The 22,270-nt window shown below is 51.4% G+C and carries 20 protein-coding genes; 6 read left to right on the top strand and 14 right to left on the bottom strand.

The genetic code is table 11. The features are described from left to right. Window positions 1-8 precede the first annotated feature (8 nt). The 4 genes from AAFJ72_RS12365 to miaB form a co-directional block, all read right to left on the bottom strand. Window positions 9-1,277, bottom strand: a complete 1,269-nt coding sequence (locus AAFJ72_RS12365) for a putative amidoligase domain-containing protein (protein ID WP_432774190.1) — start codon at window positions 1,275-1,277, stop codon at window positions 9-11. A gap of 127 nt (window positions 1,278-1,404) precedes the next feature. Then, window positions 1,405-1,965 (bottom strand): outer spore coat protein CotE, encoded by a 561-nt coding sequence (cotE, locus tag AAFJ72_RS12370; protein WP_122903465.1) that lies wholly within the window; start codon window positions 1,963-1,965, stop codon window positions 1,405-1,407. A 137-nt stretch (window positions 1,966-2,102) separates the two neighbouring features. Beyond that, a complete protein-coding gene (locus AAFJ72_RS12375; RefSeq protein ID WP_122903464.1) occupies window positions 2,103-2,546 on the bottom strand; it encodes a RicAFT regulatory complex protein RicA family protein in 444 nt (147 codons plus the stop codon). Between the two features lie 3 nt (window positions 2,547-2,549). Then, complete coding sequence (miaB, locus tag AAFJ72_RS12380) at window positions 2,550-4,061, bottom strand: tRNA (N6-isopentenyl adenosine(37)-C2)-methylthiotransferase MiaB (protein ID WP_432777189.1); 1,512 nt, start codon at window positions 4,059-4,061, stop codon at window positions 2,550-2,552. 324 nt (window positions 4,062-4,385) lie between these two features. On the opposite strand from miaB, the gene AAFJ72_RS12385 reads away from it, so the two are divergent. The 4 genes from AAFJ72_RS12385 (at window position 4,386) to cbpB (ending at window position 8,490) form a co-directional block, all read left to right on the top strand. Next, on the top strand, window positions 4,386-5,618 hold the full coding sequence (locus tag AAFJ72_RS12385) for an S-layer homology domain-containing protein (RefSeq protein ID WP_432774191.1): 1,233 nt from the start codon (window positions 4,386-4,388) through the stop codon (window positions 5,616-5,618). Between the two features lie 143 nt (window positions 5,619-5,761). Then, window positions 5,762-6,604, top strand: a complete 843-nt coding sequence (locus tag AAFJ72_RS12390; protein WP_122903461.1) for a lipoate--protein ligase family protein — start codon at window positions 5,762-5,764, stop codon at window positions 6,602-6,604. Between the two features lie 55 nt (window positions 6,605-6,659). Continuing rightward, entirely contained in the window at window positions 6,660-7,799 is a 1,140-nt protein-coding gene (locus AAFJ72_RS12395; RefSeq protein WP_432774192.1) for an acyltransferase, read from the top strand. Window positions 7,800-8,016: 217 nt separating this feature from the next. Then, window positions 8,017-8,490, top strand: coding sequence for a cyclic-di-AMP-binding protein CbpB (cbpB, locus tag AAFJ72_RS12400; RefSeq protein WP_122903459.1), 474 nt, complete (start codon window positions 8,017-8,019; stop codon window positions 8,488-8,490). An 89-nt stretch (window positions 8,491-8,579) separates the two neighbouring features. Here the strand turns inward: cbpB and AAFJ72_RS12405 are convergent, their stop codons facing one another. The 3 genes from AAFJ72_RS12405 to AAFJ72_RS12415 form a co-directional block, all read right to left on the bottom strand. Beyond that, window positions 8,580-9,680, bottom strand: coding sequence for a YheC/YheD family protein (locus AAFJ72_RS12405; protein WP_432774193.1), 1,101 nt, complete (start codon window positions 9,678-9,680; stop codon window positions 8,580-8,582). Window positions 9,681-9,838: 158 nt separating this feature from the next. Then, complete coding sequence (locus AAFJ72_RS12410) at window positions 9,839-10,399, bottom strand: class I SAM-dependent methyltransferase (protein WP_432774194.1); 561 nt, start codon at window positions 10,397-10,399, stop codon at window positions 9,839-9,841. 38 nt (window positions 10,400-10,437) lie between these two features. Beyond that, window positions 10,438-11,187 (bottom strand): MBL fold metallo-hydrolase, encoded by a 750-nt coding sequence (locus AAFJ72_RS12415; RefSeq protein ID WP_122903456.1) that lies wholly within the window; start codon window positions 11,185-11,187, stop codon window positions 10,438-10,440. A 53-nt stretch (window positions 11,188-11,240) separates the two neighbouring features. Between AAFJ72_RS12415 and AAFJ72_RS12420 the strand changes: the two genes are divergently transcribed. Together AAFJ72_RS12420 and AAFJ72_RS12425 are read left to right on the top strand one after the other, a co-directional pair. Beyond that, window positions 11,241-12,278 carry a YkvI family membrane protein gene (locus AAFJ72_RS12420; protein WP_432774195.1) on the top strand — a complete coding sequence of 346 codons (1,038 nt, stop codon included), beginning with the start codon at window positions 11,241-11,243 and terminating at the stop codon, window positions 12,276-12,278. A gap of 360 nt (window positions 12,279-12,638) precedes the next feature. Beyond that, a complete protein-coding gene (locus tag AAFJ72_RS12425; protein WP_432774196.1) occupies window positions 12,639-14,123 on the top strand; it encodes an IS1182 family transposase in 1,485 nt (494 codons plus the stop codon). 123 nt (window positions 14,124-14,246) lie between these two features. Here AAFJ72_RS12425 and AAFJ72_RS12430 read toward each other — a convergent pair whose 3' ends face one another. The 7 genes from AAFJ72_RS12430 to recA form a co-directional block, all read right to left on the bottom strand. Then, the gene (locus tag AAFJ72_RS12430; RefSeq protein WP_432774197.1) at window positions 14,247-15,113 is read right to left on the bottom strand and encodes a 2-oxoacid:ferredoxin oxidoreductase subunit beta; all 867 of its coding nucleotides are present in this window, start codon (window positions 15,111-15,113) and stop codon (window positions 14,247-14,249) included. Then, window positions 15,085-16,863 carry a 2-oxoacid:acceptor oxidoreductase subunit alpha gene (locus AAFJ72_RS12435; protein WP_122903453.1) on the bottom strand — a complete coding sequence of 593 codons (1,779 nt, stop codon included), beginning with the start codon at window positions 16,861-16,863 and terminating at the stop codon, window positions 15,085-15,087. The genes AAFJ72_RS12430 and AAFJ72_RS12435 overlap by 29 nt, the downstream gene beginning before the upstream one ends. 464 nt (window positions 16,864-17,327) lie before the next feature. Then, window positions 17,328-17,588, bottom strand: a complete 261-nt coding sequence (spoVS, locus tag AAFJ72_RS12440; RefSeq protein ID WP_003385776.1) for a stage V sporulation protein SpoVS — start codon at window positions 17,586-17,588, stop codon at window positions 17,328-17,330. A gap of 118 nt (window positions 17,589-17,706) precedes the next feature. Next, window positions 17,707-18,501: a TIGR00282 family metallophosphoesterase gene (locus tag AAFJ72_RS12445; protein WP_432774198.1), complete on the bottom strand. Its 795-nt coding sequence runs from the start codon at window positions 18,499-18,501 to the stop codon at window positions 17,707-17,709. Window positions 18,502-18,631: 130 nt separating this feature from the next. After that, window positions 18,632-20,173, bottom strand: coding sequence for a ribonuclease Y (rny, locus tag AAFJ72_RS12450; RefSeq protein ID WP_122903451.1), 1,542 nt, complete (start codon window positions 20,171-20,173; stop codon window positions 18,632-18,634). A gap of 280 nt (window positions 20,174-20,453) precedes the next feature. After that, window positions 20,454-21,101, bottom strand: coding sequence for a RecX family transcriptional regulator (locus tag AAFJ72_RS12455; RefSeq protein ID WP_122903450.1), 648 nt, complete (start codon window positions 21,099-21,101; stop codon window positions 20,454-20,456). Between the two features lie 83 nt (window positions 21,102-21,184). After that, window positions 21,185-22,243 (bottom strand): recombinase RecA, encoded by a 1,059-nt coding sequence (recA, locus tag AAFJ72_RS12460; RefSeq protein ID WP_122903449.1) that lies wholly within the window; start codon window positions 22,241-22,243, stop codon window positions 21,185-21,187. Between the last annotated feature and the right edge of the window lie 27 nt (window positions 22,244-22,270).

A 22,270-nucleotide genomic window follows, 5' to 3' on the forward strand; every position in this document is an offset into this window, starting at 1 on the left:
TGAAAAAATCAGCGCAGGTTCCACGCACGCTTCAGATCCAGATCGCAGAGCCACACTTCCCCGCGCAACAGGAAGGAAAAATACGACTCCAGATGAACCCGCGAAAGCGAATAGCCCGGCAGCTCCCGCAGCTCGTCACGCACCTGTCTGACGTACGGCTCCAGCGTCTCCTTGTCCCCGCGGTAGTACGCCTTGACCAGCGCCGGCTGCAAATGCGGGGTTGCTTTCAGTTGGGCATGGCTCGTGATAACCAGTCTGGCTAGGTGCAATACGCCCCGCGCCACGACCGGATGCACAAGCCAACTGGGCAGCGTCCGATACTCGAAGCCGTACGCCTTTTCCCGCACGTCTCCCAAAAAGCCGTAGCGCTGTCGGCGCAGCACGCAGCCGACGTCTTCGACCAGCACGAGCGGCAGCGCGAGATAGGCGTCCAGCTTCCGCCGCAAGGCAAAAGTAGGCGATACGCCGCCAAAGTGAATATGCCCGCCAATCGGATAACCGGGAAACGGCATCCCGCCCGCCAGCCACTCGATCTCTTTGTTGGTGATTTTTTTCATGGCGAAATTCAATGCTTCATAAATATGAAGAAACAGCTCATCGGGGTCTTCCGACGGAGCAGGGCGAAGTTCGGCTACCGGATGCTGATGCAGCGCCAGGTCTTCCCGGTAGCGTGTCGTATCGCAGCCGACCGTTCCGTTCATTTTCAAAAAATCAGAGGCGAGCGCCATTTCCCCCGTTGCCCGGCGCAGCGAAAACTCCGGGTCGGCGCCCAGCTTGTTCAGCTCCTGCGGCAGCTTGCGCATGCGCTCCTGCCACCAGTCGCGAGCCTTCTGCATGTAGTGATCTGCCTTTTCTGCCGGCCAATCCGGCTCCACGGAAACGACCTTTGCCCGGTGAACAGACGCCGCGATGATCGTGACTTGCCCTGCTTCCGCTCCTACGGCATACAAGCTGCGGACAGCAAGCGCTTTGACCATCTGGACCTCCGGATCGGGGGACGGAAACGGAATCGGCTCGTAGTCGGGCTCCCCCAGACGATGCAATAGCCATTGCGGCTGCTCCGTGCTCCGCACCACGTCCAGCACCAGGTCCTGATAGAGACAAAGCTTGTAGGTTCGCCATCCGGGAGGCGCTGTTCGTCCCGCAGCCACGGGCAGCCCGCTCAGCTTCAAGAGCCAGCGTCCGACCTGGGGGCGGTGCAAAAACGCGACCGCTTCTTTGGCGTTGGCTGTCATGGCCTGCGATCCGGCGCTCTCCTGCAAACCTTCTCGTATCATGCTCTCCACACTCCCATGCTGTATTCTTCCTTATCTTATGTTAGCGCCCAGGGAAGAGTGAGAGCGAAGGCGTCTGCCTTTTTCTCCGCTAAAAAAAAAGAAAAAAAGAGGAGATCAATCTCTCCTCTTAGTCAAGCTCGTCGAGCATGCTGGCTGAATCAAAGTCGTCGAACTCGTCACTGTTTTCTTCATAGTCCCCGATCATGTGGAAGTCTTTGTCATCGCAATTGTTGCAGACGACTACGCAGACTTTGGTTTCTCCGATGATTTCGACAGCAAATTCGCTTTCAACCTTGACTGTGATGGTGCCTCCAGCACTCAACTCGGCTTTTACGCACTTCGGCTGCTCCACGGCGCGAGCGACAATTTCCAGATCGCCTCTGCAGTTTTTGTCGAAGAACGTAAGCGGAACGAGTACGGAGAACTTGACAGTTTCCCGCTTGACTTCGGTTTGCGTGTTATTTGCAAACGAGAACCACAGGTTGACATCATACGTACCAGATACTTCAACCGCGTCTCCGACTTTCTCTGCCTGGAAGTTCGTGTTTATAATCCAGCATCCCAGGATCGTCGAAGGAGTTTGCGACGGTATGATGGTGTGGGTGCTGGTAGAAAATTTATGACCTTTGCCGCAGACAGCTTTCGCGATGAGTTCCCGGCACTGTAGTTCTTTGTCTGTACCCGACATTTCGTTACCTCCTCCATACAACGTTTCTGTACATTTGTATGCAGGGCATTCGGCTAGGGTGCAAACACCCACCTGAAATTGGGTATCTTGTTTGAAAAGCTACAGCGTGTCCGTTTCGATCGCTTCAGCCGACTTCCTTACGAGCAGCAGCCGCCGCCATGTTTCTTTTCCGGACCGCCGCCGGTTTCGCCTGTCAGCGGATTTCCGCCCGTATCCAAAATAATACGCTCGGAGACGGTGTTCGTGATAACATTTGTCACCAATTGCAAAAGATCGTTCACGTCCACCTGGGACTGCTTGAACTCGGTTACGATTGGAATCGAATCCAGTTCCTCGTGCAGCTGGTTGTACTCCTCTTCCACTTTTTTCACCAGTTCCGGCTTATTGATGGATTCAAACATGACCATCTGCTTTTGCTTTTGCTTCAATTTGTCAATCAAGTCTTGGACGCGTTCATTATGCTTGATTTGATGTTCAGCGCGTTTGAAAAAGTCGACCTCTTTCGTGCGCGAAATCATCGCAGCCAGCTCGCGCGCTTTGTCCAGAATCTCTTTTTGTGTGTACAGGTTTGTCTGTTCCATCTCTTACACCTCGACTTTGGTAACGAGTTCGCCGTGAAGCGTCCACGTTTTGGCTTCTGTAATTTTGACGTGCGCATACTCGCCAATCAGCGACTTGTCTGCGGTAAAGTGAACGAGCTTGTTCGTCCGTGTACGTCCTGCGAGGACATCCGGGTTGTTTTTCGATTCGCCCTCAACGAGCACTTCCAGCACCTGACCCTCCAGCTTTTTGTTTTGCTCCAGACCGATGCGGGCGAGCACTTCATTCAGGCGGTAGAGGCGTGCTTTTTTCACTTCCATCGGCACGTTGTCTTCCATGCCGGCAGCCGGTGTGCCTTCCCGCGGTGAATAAATGAACGTATAGGCGAAGTCGTAGCGCACTTCTTCGACAAGGGAAATCGTCTCTTCAAACTGCTCGTCGGTTTCGCCTGGGAAGCCTACAATAATATCTGTAGAAAGGGATACATGTGGAATCGCTGCCTTGATTTTGCGCACCAGCTCCAGGTAGTGCTCCCGTGTGTATTTGCGGGCCATGCGCTTCAAGATTTCCGACGAACCGGACTGAACAGGCAGATGGATTTGCTCCACCAGATTGCCGCCTTTTGCCAGCACTTCAATCAGATGATCGTCGAAGTCGCGTGGGTGGCTCGTCGTAAAGCGGATGCGCGGAATGTCGATTTTGCGAATCTCGTCCAGAAGATCGCCAAATCCGTATTTGATATCCGCAAAGTCTTTTCCGTACGCGTTGACGTTTTGCCCGAGCAGCATGATTTCCTTGAAGCCTTGGCGTGCGAGATCGCGCACCTCGGCGATGACGTCTTCCGGACGGCGGCTGCGCTCTTTTCCGCGTGTATACGGCACGATGCAATACGTGCAGAACTTGTCACAGCCGTACATGATGTTGACCCATGCCTTCGTGTTGCCTTCCCGCAGCTTCGGCATGTTCTCGACGATGTCGCCTTCCTTGGACCAGACCTCAATCACCATCTCCTTGCTGAACATCGCATCGCGCATCAGCTGCGGCAGGCGGTGAATGTTGTGCGTACCAAAAATCAGGTCGACATGCTGATAGCTTTTCAGGATTTTGTTGACAACCTTCTCTTCCTGCGACATACAGCCGCAGACGCCGAGAATCAGGTTGGGGTTGTTGTTTTTCAACCGCTTCATGTTGCCGAGTTCGCCAAACACTTTGTCCTCCGCATTTTCGCGGATCGCACAGGTGTTGAACAAAATGACATCGGCATCCTCGATCTCGTCTGCCGCGGTGTAACCCATATGCTGCAAAATGCCGGAGATCGTCTCGGAGTCGTGTTCATTCATCTGGCAGCCGTACGTGCGGACAAAGTAACGCTTTCCTTTCCCGATCTCGCGCATGTCCTCGGGAATGGCAAAATCGTAGTGCACCTTGACTTCTTCTTTTCCCCGTTTTTTCGCATCCTTCAAGGATGGCGGCTGGAAGTATTTCGCATAGTCCGCCGTTGTTTTCGGAGACTTGGCGGATTTTAAGTCCGGAGTCGCCACTTTCGATTCCTTCATCATCTATCACCTCAGCTAATAATTTCTTTGAAAATGAGTCACCAATACAGAATTATAGCATTTGGGAGGATACAAAAGCTAATGCATAATGAGGCAAAATATGTACGAAATGGCCTTGCGCATGCTGCCCCTTCACTTCTTTTGCCTGCGCTCTCCCTGTTCTTTGCCCCAGTTCCACGCAAATGCTCCCGCTGTTTTTTCAGACAACCTCCGTCTTTTTACCCATTTTGACCGTTTTCCCTTCATCCTCTGCAACTTTCCAGACCCAGACGTCGTCGTAAAAGGCAGCTACCGAAAACCACGAGCCATATTGAGGAGGTCAGCATGAAACGAGCATTCGCCTTACTTTTGTCGGTGTTGATGTTTTTGACGGCAATCCCTTTCGTCAGTGCCGCTTCGACTCCGTCGTTCTCAGACGTTCCGCGTAGTCACTGGGCGTACAAGGAAATCACGGAGATGGCCGAAAAAGGGATCATCAAAGGATACGACAACCGCACGTTCCGTCCGAACAACCAAGTGACCCGGGCAGAGTTTGCCAAAATCATGATCGCGGCAGCTGATGTGGACATCAAGAAAAGCTCCGTCACCCAGACGTTTAAAGACGTCCCGCGTTCCCACTGGGCATTTTATTACGTCGAATACGCCAAGCCGTACCTGACTGGCTACAAGTCCGGCTCTACCTACACGTACAAACCGGATCAGCCGGCAGTCCGGGAAGATATTGCGGTAGCTCTCGTTCGCCTGCTTGGCTACGACAAAAAATACAAAGCCGATCTGGATCAGCTGAAAAAGTTCCGCGACCAGAGCGAAACCTCGCCAGCTCTGCGTCCGTACATCGCCATCGCGCTGCAAACGGACCTGATGAAAGGCTACAACAGCTATTTCCGTCCGCAAGACCCGATCACTCGTGCGGAAGCGGCTTCCTTGCTGTACCGCGCCATTCTGGAGCGCAAAGATGACGAAACGAAAGTCGTCTTCCCGAATCCGGAACCGCCAAAGCCAGAGCCAATCAGTATTAGCGACGCCTTTTCCTCCGCTGACCTGAAAAACTGGGATACAAAAAAGGCAACAGGCAGCTGGGGCGTCATCAACAAGCAAGTAACGGCCGTTTCCAACGACGATGATGTCGATCATTACTTCCTGCCGCTCATCTGGAATGAGAAGGCCAAACCGGAAAATTACGAACTGAGCGTCGATGTCAACGTCTCCGGTACAAACGGACTCGCAGGTCTGTACTTCAACGGCAAGGACGGGCAAGCTCATGTCGTATTCGTGCAAAAAGACCGCGTCGTTCTCGGCAAAGTCACCGATGCCGAAGAGGACGACATCGAAGTGATTGCATCCGGCTCCTACAAGCTGAAAGCAAGCAACAAGCTGAAAGTTGCTGTCAAAGGCAACACCGTTTCCATCTACGTCAACGACCAGTATTTGTTTGGACAACAACAGGTCAAGCAGGAAGGAACCGGGCTCGGCCTGTACATGCAGGAGGACGCAACAAAAGACGCGCCTCGCAAAATGACCTATCTGGACAATTTCAGTCTGAAAGAAGTAAAATAATGGAAATCCCCAACACCCGGCGCGCACCAGCTTGCATGTCGGGTGTTTTTCCCATCCAGAAAAAAGGTTGGCGAAAACCTAGAAATGTACATCGTTCAATTGTATAATGATAGCGATTCTTATCCTGTGAAGGAGCCTTTTTTATGTCTTTTTCTGTCAATCAACCTTTTCACTGGATGGATTCGGGCGTATATCGCGGGCAGCCGCTTGAGCCTTTGGTTCGCGATGAAGCATTGGCGGCCGGTATGCAGTCCGAATCTGCTGTGCCGATCATCCACCTCTGGGTATACGATCAAGCCCTGTATTTGGGTCGCAGAGACGCGAGACTGCCTCATCTGGAGGAAGCTTTGCGCCAGTATGGTCAGGATGGCTTCGGATGTGTGCTGCGCTCTTCTGGCGGCGCCTGTGTTCCGCTGGATGCCGGCGTACTGAATGTAGCCTGGCTCTTGCCAGATACGACGATTTCGATTGATTCGTTCTTTTCCTTCGTCGCCGAAATGCTGCAGGTTGGACTGCGTGACTACGGCGTACTGGAATTTGGCGAAGTGCTCGGTTCCTACTGTGCCGGAGAGTACGATTTTTCCCTGCACGGCAAAAAAATCGGCGGCATGGCACAGCGTCGTACCCGCTTCGGATCCATTTTGCAGATTTGCATTAATATTGAAGAAAGACCGCGCGGAGAATGGATGGAACGTTTTTACGCCATCGCCGGGCTGGATGAGATGGAAGCCCACAAGCCGATTCCGGCAATTATAGGCTCGACAGTCGGCAGTATTGCCGGGCTGACAGGACGGTCAACCACTGTCGACGATGTAAAGGAGCGACTGTTCGCGGCGATTGGCTCCCAGTGGCCCGTACACTCCGTTCCCTTCTCTGTACAGGATGAACTGCTGGCGGAATCTCAGCACCATTTGGCGAATCGTTTGCAGCTGTTCTCCTTTACCGCAAAAGAACTGGCTACACCACAATGGCGTTTGCCCAAGTAAAATGGTTCGTTTTCGTTTTGCAGGTGGTGCAGTCGGTGAGACTTTGGGAGGATTTATGAATAGCGATCGAAAGGGGACGTTTCAGGATCTGAATGCCCTTTTTGTTTTTGGAGCCATCACGGTCATTTCGATTCACATTCTCGGTTTTTTCATTGCAAACCAGCACGACTTCCCGTGGAACGGCGAGTTGGAAGCCGTTCTGCTGATTTTGCTGCGCTTCGGGCGCTCCCTGTTTATTTTTGCCACAGGGATGCTGCTGTTTTACTGGTACCAAAAGCGGGAGCTGGACTGGGCTGCCTTCTGGAAAAAGCGTTGGCGCACCATCGTTTTGCCCTACGTGATCTGGACCGCGATCTTTACCGGATTCAAGCTGCAAAGCATGGATCCTGCCGTTCTGGCGGCACCGTTTTTCGAGAGTCTGTTTACGGGCAGCGCATTTTACCATCTGTACTACATTCCGCTCTATTTGCAGTTGAACCTGCTGTTTTGCCTGGTCAAACCGTGGTTTGAGCGATGGGTAAGCTTTCGCCTGCTTATGGTGCTGTTCGTCGGACAGATCAGCCTGTACGTCGTGTACCAGTACCTGTTTGTCAGCCCGCTCTGGGAAATAGACTGGTCGGCGTCTCCTGTTCTTGCCTTCATTGAGCACACCTATATTTCCGGGCAAAACTACGTGCACATGTACATCTTTACGTTTGCTCTCGGCGCGTATGCCGGCTTGAACCTGGAAAAATGGCGCGCGTGGACTCGTCGCCTGCAATTGCCAGCCTTGATGATTGCGCTCGGGACCGCAGCCTGGATGACCTACGGGTACTTGAACGGCACCGTCTCGTATTACGACAGCCTGAACATTTTCAAACCGATCTACCTGCTCTACACGACGAGCTTCCTGGTGAGCTTCTACTCGCTTTCCCGCTATCTCGGGAAGCTGCCCAAGTTCGGTGGCTGGCTATCGCGCATGGCCCGGCAAAACATGGCGATCTACCTCGTCCACCCGTTGATTCTGTTTTTGCTGGAGAGCTACGTCATTTACCGACTGAATTGGTCTACTCCGCTTATCATGTTTGCCATGCTCGTGATTACGCCGCCGCTCTGTATTTTCTTGTACGAACACACACTGCTGTCGTACTGGACAGGTGGCAGAGGCAAGCAGAAGTCCAAGCCGGTCTACAAGACGGAGGTTTACAAGGCGTAGCGTTTGCTGCTCTTTCCTCCAAACTCCTAATGTAAAAAAGAAGCCGAACCTGCATACTAAGAGCAGGGACAATTGTTCCACACCTCGATTAATTGCCTGGCAATCTGCCGGGCTTTTTTTCTGCAGATCTACCACTGGCCCCTCACTTACGGTATCATAAAAGAGGATCACTGGTAGCAAGCTGCTGCCGCAACGACAGAAAAGGTGGTCGATCTGGATGAATCAGGATATTCCATTGTTACATACCCCGATCAAAGAGCTCATCATCGCATCCACAAAAGTTGCTCACGTGCAATTGGGGAACTCGCTTGAACACGCCCTGCTCGTTCTCATCAAATCTGGCTACTCGGCCATTCCGGTACTCGATCATCAGTACCGTTTGCACGGATTGATTAGCACGAACATGATTATCAACAAATCGCTGGGACTTGAGCGCTTCGAGCTGGAAAAACTTTCCGAGTACGTCGTCGACGATGTCATGGACACCAAGGTGCCGCGTCTGCACGATACGGATGAATTTTTGAAGGCTTTGGAAGTCTCCATCAATCACCCTTTTGTCTGTATTGAAGATGCCGACCATTACTTCAAGGGAATTTTGACGCGCAAATCGATTTTGGCTCTGACGTATCGGCACTTTCGCAACCTGCCCTACCCATTGGCCGAAAACCAGCCCCAACAAGAAAAAGCGTAAGACTGTATGCAAAAAGACGGAGGCCCGCGCCACCGTCCTTTTCTTTTCAACAGGCAGACGCTGCGCTGGCAGACGTCTGCTTTTCGTCGTTAGCTGTGCAGCCGCAAAAATTGAGCGGCGTGCTTTTTGCGGAGCTTTTGCTCCTCCAGCAAGGTCAGGGCATACTCCAATGGACGGCGGTACGTCTGCTTGAACATCGCTTTTTCTCCTGCCTTGAAAAAGGAGTACCGCTGATCCCGCACGTTGATCTCGATCAGGTACGGATTGCCCTTCTCGTCGATGCCCATATCCATCCCGAGATCGGCCAGCGAGGAAAAGTGCCGGCCGTACTGCTTCGCGATCGCCACCGCTGCTTCACTGATACGCTGGATCGTCTCTTCCTGCTGCTCAGGCGAAAACAGCGTTGCCAGCGCTTCCGTGAGAGGCACCGCCCTGCCGCCGCGCGAAAGGTTGCTCAGCTTGTTTTTGCTGTTGGCAACTTTGGCGACCATCCCGCTGACCGTCCAGTCCCGCTCCCGGTTTTTTTGTACGGACACGCGAATATCAAACGTTTTGCCGTTGTAGCGGGCCAGTGGAATCCCCCGCTGGATGAGAAAACGCTTGCCGCCGACCCAGCGGCGCACGGCAGCCAACAGCTCGGGACGCGACATCACTTTGCGCTTTTTCGAGGCGATAAAGTGGTAGTCGCTCCCGTGCCGCTCGATTCTGGCCACCCCAATGCCCACAGAGCCAATCGACGGTTTGACATAGACGACCTGGTATTTATCGAGAAACTGGCGAAACTGCTCACCGGAATAGGGAACGGTGTGGGGCAAGTATTTGCGTAGGTGCTCGTTCTTCCACAGCATCTGGTGCACCTTGCGCTTGTCTCGCACGACCAGGCCGTTGAAGACTGTCTTCTTTTTGCTGAGCCGGGAAATGACAGCGCGGGCTTTTTGGTCCCCGGTCAGGACGCGGTTGTGGATAACCCGCGGTACAGCCACCCGCCGGGAAACGAGCCTGCTGCCGTTCCAAAAATAGCCTTGCACCCGTTCGTCGCCTGGCAGGACATGCCTTGGATGAAAAAAGACAGGCTCCAGCCCCAGCTCTTTGCCAATTTCCACATAATACGGCAGACGCTCGTACGACTTGTCTCCCCTGATCCCTTTCTGCATAATGCCCCAATCTAACATAATGCCGATTCTGTCCACAAAGATCCCCCTTGCTCCATTCCTCAACATAGGGTATGTGCCAAAAACGGCAAGGGCGTGCCTATTTTGCGCCCGCCAAGCCTATTCCTGCCGCTGGCAAAATCTTTGCAGCCTGGCGCTGTCGAATGGTGCGCTTGCCCGGGAAAGCGAAAGCGGTATTATTGCGCCCGGCGTTCAATCGCCAACAGAAACGGCGCCTGATTTTGCTGATTGATATACTGGTATTTCAGCACGAGAAACTCCATCTGGCTAAGCTCCTGGCAAAATGCCTCCACTGCTTCCTTTTCCACTTCGCCTGCGGCATGGCCCCAGTAAATCATCACCGTCATGATCCCTCCTGGCCGCAGGACACGCAAACCGGACTCGATGGCGCGGATCGTGCTTGCGGCCTGGGTCGTAATCTCTTTGTTGCCTCCAGGCAAATAGCCCAGATTGAACATGATCGCGGCAGCTTGCACATCCAGACTCTCGATTTCCTCGTGACTCGCCAGCTTCAGCTCGACCCGATCTAACAAGCCTTCCCGCTCCAGACGTTCTTTCGTCTTGGCAATCGCCTGCGGCTGAATATCAAACGCAATGACGTGGCCCGTCTCCGAAACGAGCTGGGCGAGAAACAACGTGTCATTGCCGTTGCCCATCGTGGCGTCAATCACTGTCTCTCCTGGTTGTACTCGCTCGCGAATCAGTTTTCGCGCTACCTCCAATACATTAGGAAACATCGCCTTTTCTTTTCTCCTCTCTCTTTCTATCCGTGCTGCTACAGCACGATTTGCAAGCCGATGCGGGCCGCATGGACGGGACCTGCGACAAACGCCTCCGCCTGGCCGAGCACGTCGCTTTCTTCGTAACCGTGAAACAGATGTGTGACCAAAAGCGAACGGCAATCGTGCGCTTGCGCCAGCTCTGCGGCCTGGCGGACTGACAAATGCCCGTTCGGCGTTTTGGGGCGGTTATGATCCAAATAAGTGCCTTCACATATAAACAAGTCGGCCCCATCGACAAAGCCGCGCCAGTTTGTTCCTGGCCCACTGTCGGCCCCGTACACAATCGTTTTCCCGTTTGCCACAAAGCGCATGGCGTAGCATGGGTCCCCGTCACCGTGATCCGTACGCCGGAACGAGACGTGCACGTCACCGATGACGAGCTGGCTTTGCTCCTCGAGCGGGAAAAAGCGGGTTGCATCCCGGTAGGTCAACGTTTTCGTCTGCTGCTCCGGCAAGGCCGGCGCGTAGATGGGAAGCGGCTTGTCAGCAGGTCGTTGCCCGAACAGCTGATGCACCATCAGTCCATACTGGAGCACTCCTACATCTGCTACATGATCGTGATGATAATGAGACAGAAGCAGGGCATCCAGCTCGTAAATAGGCATATGGACACCGAGTTGGGATAGCACTCCGCTGCCGCAATCGACGAGCAGCTTTGCTTCATTCGTCTCGATCAAATAGCCCGGTGTCGCTCCCCCAGGGCCAGGATATGGAGATTGATAGCCAAGCACGGTTACGCGCATATTCGGTTCACTCCCGTTCATAGGATGGATTAAGGTGGGACAGGAGGTCTGAGATGCAAGGAACATGGAAAGCCTCATGGCAAATCGCTTTTACGTATATCGGAACAGTCGTAGGAGCCGGCTTTGCCTCAGGCAGGGAAATTGTCGAGTTCTTTGTGCAATATGGGACACAAGGCTTGATTGGCATTGGGATTGCGACAAGTTTATTCGTGTGGGCGGGGATACGGGTGATGCTCATCTCCTACCGTATCCAGGCCGATTCCTATCAAGAGGTCAGCACGTATTTGTTCGGGCACCCTTTTGGCACCGTTTTTAATACGCTGCTGCTAACCGTTTTGCTCGGAACGACATCCGTGATGCTGGCGGCCACCGGGGCTATTTTTGGGGAGTCATTTCACATGTCTCCGCAAATCGGCATTTGGCTTAGCATGGTTCTCATTTTTTTCGTCACGCGAAAAGGGCTGTTTGCCATTCATCAAGTGAACAGCATTTTTGTGCCTATGCTTGTCGCGTTTACGCTGCTCGTCTTTTTGTACTCGAAACCATGGCTGGATACAAGCGTCACTGTTGAAGCTTTGCGCCCCTGGGCCTGGCTTAGCTCCCCTCTCTACTATGTTGCCTTAAATGTCGTGCTTACACAAGCGGTTCTTGTGCCGATCGGCCGACACAGCACGAGTGAAAAGCCGTTGATCGTGGGGGGAATCATGGGGGGCTTGGGAATCGGACTGCTCTTGCTATTGGCCTATTCCTCGCTGACGGTAAAAATGCCGGGTATCCAGGAAACGGAAATGCCGATGATTGCCCTGCTGCAAGAGTTGGGGCGGGGAATCCCGTTTTTGTTTTCCTTGCTGGTCTACGCGGAAATTTTCTCGACACTCGTAGCCAATGTGTTCGGGTTGACGGAGCAAATCCGCCAGGTGACGCGGCTGCGCGGAGCCACGATCATTCTCTGCATCCTCGTCATCTGCTACCTGGTCAGCTTTGTCGGCTTCAGCTCGTTGCTGCGCTTTTTGTACCCGCTGTTTGGCCAGCTCGTTCTGCTGTTTCTGGTGATGCTCGTCTATAGACAGTGGCGTGACCGGGCCTGGTAGCCATAAAAAAACCTCTCCGCAATCGGGAGAGCACTGCAAAACACTTCCTTTATATGGAAAGTGAAGGCGTTTCTTTGCTTCGCTTCGTTGCCAGCCCACTATGGGGCTTATCTGTCCGTTCCGAGACGTTTCACGGGGCGGGGGCTCAACATCTGGGTTTCACAATGAAGTGAGACTAACGCCCCCTTCATCCCCGTGTCCACGTCTCTACGCTGGAAGGCTGGCAAAGGCGCTCCGCAAATAAAACGCCTCCTATTCCAAACTCCATCAGCTTTTTGGCTTTGAATGATTGCCAGCACCTCGCGGTGCTGGTTTTTCGCTATAATCAATATTAAGAAAATGTTCAAAGGACATGTTGCCATGCTATCTGCTGACAGACAATTGAAAGCCTCATTTCATTCAGAACTTTACAATTTAATTCCCGAAGACCATCTTCTTCGAAAAATCAACGAAGCTGTGGACTTTTCGTTCATTTACGAGTTAGTTCGTCCATCTTATTGTGAATATTACGGAAGACCAGCGAATGAACCGGAACTTCTGTTTCGTCTTTTATTTCTGCAGTATCTTTATGGCTTATCCGATGAGCGAATGATTCAAGAAGCACAAGTAAACCTCGCGTATAAATGGTTCTTGGGGTTGAATCCTGAGGATACTTTGCCCGATCCGTCACAATTATCCCGATTTCGGAATCATCGCTTAGGTGCAAGCCAGATTAACGAAATCTTACAAGTGCTTGTAAAACAGTGCGTAGAAGAAGGCTTGATTAAGTCAAAAACACTCATTGTCGATGCAACACATACTGTTGCTTCCACTCAAAAGAAACGGCCTTTGGACGTGTTGCAGGAAGCCGCCAAACGGCTCGTACGAGCCGTACTTAAAAAGCATCCAAAGCTGGAGAAGAAACTTCCTCGTCCTCCGAAGTGTATGCAAGGCGATGTCGATGCGGCAAAAGTGATGCTACATTACCTCGCTGAACTGGGAGAAACGGTAGAAAATCTCCTTCCTGATCATGAAGGGGCCATCTCCGAAAAACTCAAGCACGCAAAGCAAATCGTGGAAGATGAACGGTTACTAGCAAACAAAGGCATCATGTCTGCGATTGACCCAGACGCGCGTTTTGGCTGGAAAAGCAATACCCTCTCCTTTTTTGGCTACAAAGAGCATGTAGCGATGACAGAAGAAGAGATCATCACTGCGATTGAAGTTACGGGTGGAAGTGAAGATGATGGCAAACAACTGCCAAAGCTATTAGAGCAAACAGAAAAGACAGGTATGAAGATTGAGGAAGTCATCGGAGACACTGCTTACTCTGGAAAAGACAATTTAAATCTCCTTGCCTCAAAAGACATTCAACCGATAGTCCCCTTAAACCCAATTGTCCATTCCGGAGGAATGAAACAGGAAGGCTTTACATACAACAAAGACGCCGACTTTGTCATTTGCCCAACCGGAGAGCACAGTATACGAAAAGCGGTACAAGGGAAGAAAAAATCCGGGCGCAGCCGTTCTCTTGTCTTTTACTTTGATGTGGAGAAGTGCAAGACATGTCCACTTCGCGAAGGATGCTACAAGCCTGGTGCCAAAGCAAAGACTTATTCCATTCGTATGGTGGCGGAGCACTATCAAGAGCACATGAGGTTTGAGGCAAGCACCACCTTCAAAGAGCGATCGAAGCGTCGCCGGATCATTGAGCACAAAAATGCTGAATTAAAAAGATTTCATGGATTGACCAGGGCAAAATACCGTGGTTTATTTGGTATGCGGATACAAGCATACTTAACGGCATTCGTTGTAAACGTAAAGCGAATGGTAAAGCTAATAAAGCAAATGCAGCCAGCTTCGTAAGAAGTAAGGCTGCATTCTTTTTGATGCCGTCGGCATCAATTATTGACATGAACCCATTATTAAAAACCGAGAGAGCACTTTTGCAGTGCTCTCGCAATCGGGAGAGGTTTTTTTCATGAAACCTTATGCAAATTCTGCAACCAGTTTGTCGAAGTCTTCTTGGGACAGACGAATGTCCTGTTTCGCCAAGCCTTCTTCTTTGAAGCCTTTTACGAGCGCTTCGTAAGGTTTTTGCTCGGTATTTTGATAGATCAGACCGGTAATCAGACCGTTGTATTTCATGGATGTAGACATCGCCTTGATGCGGTCATGCGGATCGTAGCCTTCGATCGTTTCTACAGGCACGATGTTCTCTTTGAACCAGTCGTAGGTGTTTACTTTGTTGTAGGTTACACAAGGGCTGAATACGTTAATCAGGGAGAAGCCTTCGTGTTTGATGCCTTTTTCAATCAGCTCAGTCAAGCCCTTCAGGTCGCTGGAGAAAGATTGGGCAACGAAAGTCGCACCAACAGACAGCGCCAGTTCCACTGGAGTGATGGAGGACTCAATGGAGCCTTGCGGTGTAGACTTGGTCACGAAACCAGTCGCGGAACGCGGAGAGGTTTGACCTTTTGTCAGACCGTAAATTTGGTTGTCCATCACGATGTAGGTGATGTTCATGTTGCGACGGATGGCGTGTACAGTGTGACCCATACCGATCGCAAATCCATCCCCGTCACCGCCTGCTGCGATAACAGTCAGCTCGCGGTTTGCCATTTTCACACCTTGTGCGATTGGCAGGGAGCGTCCGTGAATACCGTGGAAACCATAGCAGTTGATGTAGCCGGAAATACGTCCGGAACATCCGATACCAGAAATAACCGCCAGATTTTCAGGTTCCAGACCTACGTTCGCTGCGGCGCGTTGAATCGCCGCCTGGATGGAGAAGTCTCCACAGCCTGGGCACCAGTTAGGCTTAACGTTATTTCGAAACTCTTTCATAGTCGCCATGTTTTACCAGCTCCTTCACTTCAGCATAGATTTCCTTCGGCAGGAATGGATTACCGTCATATTTCAGCACAGATTCGATTTTTTCAGCGCTTCCAACGTGTTGTTTGATGAGGTTGGCCACTTGTGCCTGAATGTTATGCTCAACAACAACCACTTTTTTCGCTTTATCCATCAGTGCTTTGATTTGTTCAGTCGGGAATGGATGCAGCAAACGGATTTGTGCATGGTTAACCTTGATTCCCTCTTTTTCCAGACGGCCTTTTGCTTCTTGAATGGTACCGATGGTGGAGTTGATTCCCACTACCAGAACATCCGCATCAGCATGAGGAGCATCGACGGTTACAGGGTTTTTGAACGTTTTCAGAACGCCTTCCAGCTTGCGCATACGTTTATCCATTTGCTGGATACGGTTCGCAGCATTCTCGGAAGGACGGCCAGTTTCATCGTGCTCTACCCCTGTTACGTGGTGCAGACCGTATTTTTGTCCAGGGATAACGCGTGGGGAAACGCCATCTTCGGTTACTTCATAACGCTTGAACAGGTCGTTTTGCTCTTTTTCAGGCAGTTCTTGTCCAGCGAGCAGTTTTCCGCGGCGAATTTCCACTTTGTTGTAGTCAAATGGGGCAACGGTTTGTTTACCCAGAGAAAGAGTCAGGTCTGTCATGAGAATGACTGGCAGCTGGTACTCTTCCGCAATGTTAAACGCTTCAACTGCATCGTAGAAGCACTCTTCTACTGTGCTTGGCGTGATAACGACTTTTGGAATGTCGCCGTGTGTACCATAGATCATTGCGTTTACGTCGGATTGCTCGATTTTGGTCGGCATACCTGTAGATGGGCCACCACGTTGAGTGTTTACGATCACAACTGGTGTTTCGGTGATACCAGCCAGACCGATTGCTTCCATCATCAGGGACAGACCAGGACCTGCAGAAGCAGTCAAGGAACGAGCACCTGCGTAGTTAGCACCGATTGCCATCGTAATCGCAGCGATCTCGTCTTCTGTTTGGATAACGGTTCCGCCGAGTTTTGGCAGTTTTTTAATCAGGTATTCCATTACTTCGGAAGCCGGTGTGATCGGATATGCTGGCATGAAGCGGCAGCCTGCTGCGATAGCACCCAGAGCGATCGCATCGTTACCGATCATGAACAGTTGTTTTTGTGGCTCCGCTTTTTCCATTTGGAACTCAGGCAACTGTCCACCAGTCAGTTCATTTACAAAATCAAATCCGCGGCGAATCGCTTCCATGTTCTTTTCAACCACTTTTTCGCCTTTGCGGAGGAACATATCTTCAACGATAGCCCGGTAACTTTCCACTGGAATGCCGAGGATTGCACTGGACGCACCAATCGACACCATGTTTTTCATCAGGGAAGTTCCCAGTTCATCAGCGATCTCAGTCAGTGGTACAGTGAAGAAGCGAACTGGCTTCAACCCGTCCGGTAACTTTGGATTGAATTTGGCATCTGCAATGATGATGCCACCTTCGCGAAGTTCATGCGCGTTAAAATCGATTGTCTCCTGGTCAAACGCTACGAGAATGTCCAGATCGTCGGAGATCGCACGCATTGGCGTTGTACTCACGCGAATTTTGTTGTTCGTGTGTCCACCCTTGATACGGGAAGAGAAGTGACGGTAGCTGTACAGATGGTAACCCATCCGATTCATCGCCATCGAGAAAATCTCACCAGTACTCTCGATGCCCTCCCCTTGCTGTCCTCCAACTTTCCAGGAAAGTTGACTAATCATTCAGATTCCACCCTTTCAGTGACTGTGAGCAAGCTGCCCATCTTACCTGAAAAAGATTGATAAGATGTGACAATTCTGTGCATAGACAGTAACAATTGTAGTCCTGTCCCTGTCAAATTGCAAGTGCTTTTACTCAACTTACTTTTGACCTGAATTTTAATGTTGAACTAGGTTCATTAATATCCTCATGTATTATTGTAGCACGTTTCCGAAAACACGCAACTAATTTCCTCACACAAATTTCAATACTTCCGCTCCTTCTACAAACAGAATAGCCCCATTCCCCCCCTTTCATACGCACTCGTCCAAATCAGCCCTTGTGCAAACCAGTAAGCACCTGTATATGCACATACCCGCTTGCGCCGATAGGAAAACCTGTTAATACGCACGTATCCGACTTTTTGGACACGAAAAAACCTGTTCATTCTTCGAACAAACAGGCAGGCGATTCGTTTGCAGTTTTATTATCTGGGTTCTACGATTAATTTGATTGCAGTACGCTCTTCTCCATCAATTACGATGTCGGTAAAGGCTGGAATGCAAATGAGGTCAACTCCACTCGGCGCTACGAACCCTCGTGCGATTGCTACGGCCTTCACAGCTTGATTAAGCGCCCCAGCGCCAATGGCTTGGATTTCAGCTGCACCGCGTTCCCGCAGAACGCCGGCAAGGGCACCAGCAACGGAATTGGGGTTAGACTTTGCTGAAACTTTTAATACTTCCATCCTTTTTGAACCTCCCGTCTGATAGGAATCCTGTCATCATTAGTATGATATTCGCATAACCCCTAAAAATTCCTGCTAACTCACGTGAAAGATTCAAAAAATTCTAATCTTATGTCCATTATTCCATAAACGGGTGGTCGACGTCAATTCGGATTCGCTCCAATTTTTTCGCTTGTCCTGTTGCCTTGTCGATCGTAATCAGGACAGCGTTCAACTGCGCAGGATCTGGAGCAACTTCGAAACGAACAGGCAGCTGGGTCAAAAATTTCCGGATGACCGCCTCGCGTTCCATTCCAAGGATGCCATTGCTTGGGCCGCACATCCCTACGTCGCACAAAAAGCCTGTCCCTTGCGGCAAAACGCGTTCATCTGCTGTCTGTACGTGCGTGTGCGTACCGACTACAGCCGTGACACGGCCGTCGAGATACCAGGCCATCGCCTGTTTTTCCGAAGTGGCTTCGGCGTGGAAGTCGACAAAAATCAGCTTTGTGCGCTTGCGGGCCTGCTCCACCAGTTTGTCCGCCATCTGGAATGGACAGTCAAGCGGCGGGAGAAAGGTTCTGCCCATCAGGTTGATGACCGCAAGCTCCCCTTCCGGCTGCTTGATATACGTGATGCCTTTTCCGGGCGCTCCCGCAGGAAAGTTCGCCGGACGGATCATCCTTGGCTCCTCATCAATAAAATCGAAAATTTCCCGCTGATCCCATGTATGGTTTCCAAGCGTAATCGCCTGAACACCGATCTCGAACAGTTCCTTCGTAATCTTTTCGGTAATGCCCCGGCCATGCGCCGCATTTTCACCGTTGGCGACAATGAACGTAGGCTGGTACTTTCTTTTCAGAAGCGGCAAGTACGTTTTGACGATTTCTCTGCCGGGCGATCCCATGATGTCTCCGATAAACAAAAGCTTCATTGAACATTCACCTCATAGTGCTAGTATACACAACCACTGCGGAATTAGGAAATGTAGCCGCAGCAGGCCCGTCAATCCATTGAATTGACGGGGCCTTCTCAGAAAAAAAGTAAAGTGGCTGATGGCCACTTTACTTTGCATACTCGACTGCCCGTGTCTCACGAATGACTGTCACTTTAATGTGACCAGGGTAGTCCAGTTCATTTTCAATTCGTTTGGTAATATCCCGTGCCAGACGGGTAGCTTCTGCATCATCAATCTTGTCCGGCTGAACCATAACACGAATTTCTCGTCCCGCTTGAATCGCATAAGACTTTTCTACGCCATCGAACGACTCAGAGATTTCTTCGAGTTTCTCCAAACGTCTGATATATGTCTCCAATGTCTCACGGCGTGCGCCTGGGCGTGCAGCAGACAGAGCATCTGCAGCTCCCACGAGCATAGCAATGACGGAAGTTGGTTCGGTATCACCGTGATGAGAAGCAATACTGTTGACAACCACTGGATGCTCGTTGTACTTCTTGGCCAGTTCCACACCGATCTCCACGTGTGAACCTTCGACTTCATGGTCAATCGCCTTACCGATGTCGTGCAGCAGACCTGCACGTTTGGCCAGCTTCACATCTTCTTTCAGTTCGGCTGCCATCAGGCCAGCGAGATGAGCTACTTCCATCGAGTGTTTCAGCACGTTTTGACCATAGCTGGTACGGTAACGCAGTCGTCCCAGGATCTTAATCAGGTCCGGATGCAGGCCGTGTACTCCAGTTTCAAATGTTGCCTGTTCGCCGTATTCACGAATACGCTCGTCTACTTCACGGCGTGCTTTTTCCACCATTTCCTCAATACGGGCAGGGTGGATGCGGCCGTCCGCTACGAGCTTGTCGAGCGCTGTTTTGGCGATTTCCCGGCGGATCGGATCAAAGCCAGACAGGATGACGGCTTCCGGTGTGTCGTCGATAATCAGATCGATACCGGTCAACGTCTCCAGCGCACGAATGTTGCGTCCTTCCCGTCCGATAATCCGGCCCTTCATCTCATCGTTTGGCAGCGTCACAACAGAAACGGTCGTCTCTGCCACGTGATCGGCTGCACATCGCTGAATGGAGGTGGTAATAATTTCACGAGCGCGCTTGTCTGCCTCTTCTTTGGCCTGTGTCTCGATTTCTTTAATCATCACAGCCATTTCGTGGCGAACGGTATTTTCCACATCGGTCAGAATGATCGTTTTCGCCTCATCCTGCGTCAGTCCGGAAATGCGTTCCAGCTCGGAAACTTGTTCTTTATATAAGTGCTCTACCTTGCTTTGCAATTCTGCGATGGTCCGGTCGCGCTCAGACAGTTCTTCTTCCTTGCGCTCCAACTGTTCCATCTTGCGGTCCAGCGTTTCCTCTTTTTGCAAAATACGCCGTTCCTGACGCTGGATCTCGTTGCGTCGTTCACGCAACTCGGTTTCTGCTTCGGAACGAAGCTTGAACACCTCATCCTTCGCTTCCAGCACCTTTTCCTTTTTAACGGCTTCGGCATCCCGTTTCGCTTCCTCGACGATCTGGCGTGCAGCTTCCTCCGCACTGGAGATTTTTGCTTCCGCAATCGATTTACGAATGAAGTAGCCAGCAGCCAAGCCGATGAGCAGGGCGACGAGCACGATGACAACTGTTAGTATAGCGTCCATAGGCTTTTTCGTTTCACCTCCTTATTGTAAGACATCTCCCCGCTTTCCACGCATTCGTTTTTCATGGAGTGCCGCTTTCGTTTTGCTCTCACATTTGAACATTCGCTAAAAAACAGGACCGATTTTACTCGGTCCGCTGAATCCGTACAGCTATCGCACGGTTGTTCAGTTGTTTCACAGGCAACGAGTGAGCAAAGCGCAAAAAGTTATGATACACCAAGTAAATACAAACCTATTTTATTATTTGTGAACAAGAATTGTCAAGAACATGCAAATCGAGTCAGTCCTGCCCATCCCTTCTCTGGCGCAATTCTTCCCGAATCTGCTGAATGATGGAATGCGCGAATCCTTTGCGCATCAGCATGGACAAGAGCTTTCTCTCCTCGTCACGATTCGGCGCTCCTGCGATGCGTCGCGCTTTCTTCTCTACCAAAGCGCGAGCTGCTTCCAGTTCAGCCTCTCTGGAAATGCCCTGCACGGCATCTTCTGCAATCGACTTGTCCACGCCGCGCTGCGCCAGTTCCATCCGCAGCATATAGGAACTGCGCGGCTTCAGGCGCAGCCTCTCCTCCACCCATTGCTTGGCAAACGCTTCATCGTCGATGTACCCTTGCTCCTCGCAGCGCTGGCAGATTTCATCAGCGACGCGGGTATCAAAGCCTTTTTCCAGCAAGTACGCATGCAGCTGACTGCGCGTGCGCGGACGCAGCCCCAAATATTTCAACGCGCCCAGATACGCCTTGTGCTTCTCTTCTGCGACCAGCACTTCGCCATAAAATGCCTCGTCCACCTGTGTCCCTTTGAACAGGTTGTACTTTATCAGTATGTCTTCATGTACCGTAAATGCATACTCCCCATCCAAATCGATATGGTAGCGCTGCTTCTGCTTATAATCGCGGTGAACGGCAGTGATTTGGCCTCCCTTCATGCGCTTTTGCTCCTTTCGAAACGTTTTTCACACAAAACAGCCTGTCTCATCGACAGGCTGTTGATTTTGCACGCAGTAGCTCATTAATCGAGGTCAAACATCGGCTCTTCCTCTTGCTCCGGATCAATCACTGGCTCTGCCTCCGGAACAGAACCAGGGTTCAGGCTGAAATACTCGCGAACTTTCGCCTCGATTTGCGCTGCAATATGAGGATTTTCTTTGAGGAAAATTTTCGCGTTTTCCCGCCCTTGGCCAAGGCGCTCATCGTTGAAGGAGTACCACGCACCACTCTTTTGCACGACGTCGATCTCGGAACCAATATCGAGGATGCTGCCCTCTTTGGAGATCCCTTCCCCGTACATGATGTCCACTTCAGCAACCTTGAACGGCGGCGCTACTTTGTTTTTCACGACTTTGATCTTGGTCTTGCTGCCCATGACATCGTTGCCGACCTTGATCGCTTCGGCTTTGCGAACATCGAGACGCACGCTCGCGTAGAACTTCAGTGCGCGTCCACCAGGAGTGGTTTCCGGGTTCCCGAACATCACGCCTACTTTTTCACGCAGCTGGTTGATGAAGATCGCAATCGTCTTCGATTTGTTGATCGCACCGGACAGCTTGCGCAAAGCCTGCGACATGAGACGGGCCTGCAAACCTACGTGGGAATCTCCCATCTCGCCCTCGATTTCTGCCTTCGGAACGAGCGCTGCTACCGAGTCCACGACAATGATGTCGACCGCACCGGAGCGTACCAGCGCCTCGGCAATTTCCAATGCTTGCTCCCCTGTATCCGGCTGGGAGAGCAGCAGCTCATCAATATTCACGCCCAGCTTGGCCGCATAGACAGGGTCCAGCGCGTGCTCGGCATCGATGAAAGCCGCTTGTCCACCTTGTCTTTGCACTTCTGCGATGGCATGCAGTGCTACGGTGGTTTTACCGGAAGACTCTGGTCCAAAAATCTCGATGATACGTCCGCGCGGGAATCCACCTACACCCAACGCGATGTCCAAAGCTAACGCCCCACTGGAAACGGTGGAAATCTGAACGTTGGCCACCTCTCCCAACTTCATGATGGAACCTTTTCCAAATTGCTTTTCTATTTGACGCAATGCACTCTCCAAAGCTGCGCGACGATCTGACAAATGGTACACACCCTTTCACTATTCGCA

Origin of the sequence: Brevibacillus gelatini, from assembly GCF_050920745.1 — a bacterium.
Classification (GTDB): Bacteria; Bacillota; Bacilli; order Brevibacillales; family Brevibacillaceae; genus Brevibacillus; species Brevibacillus gelatini.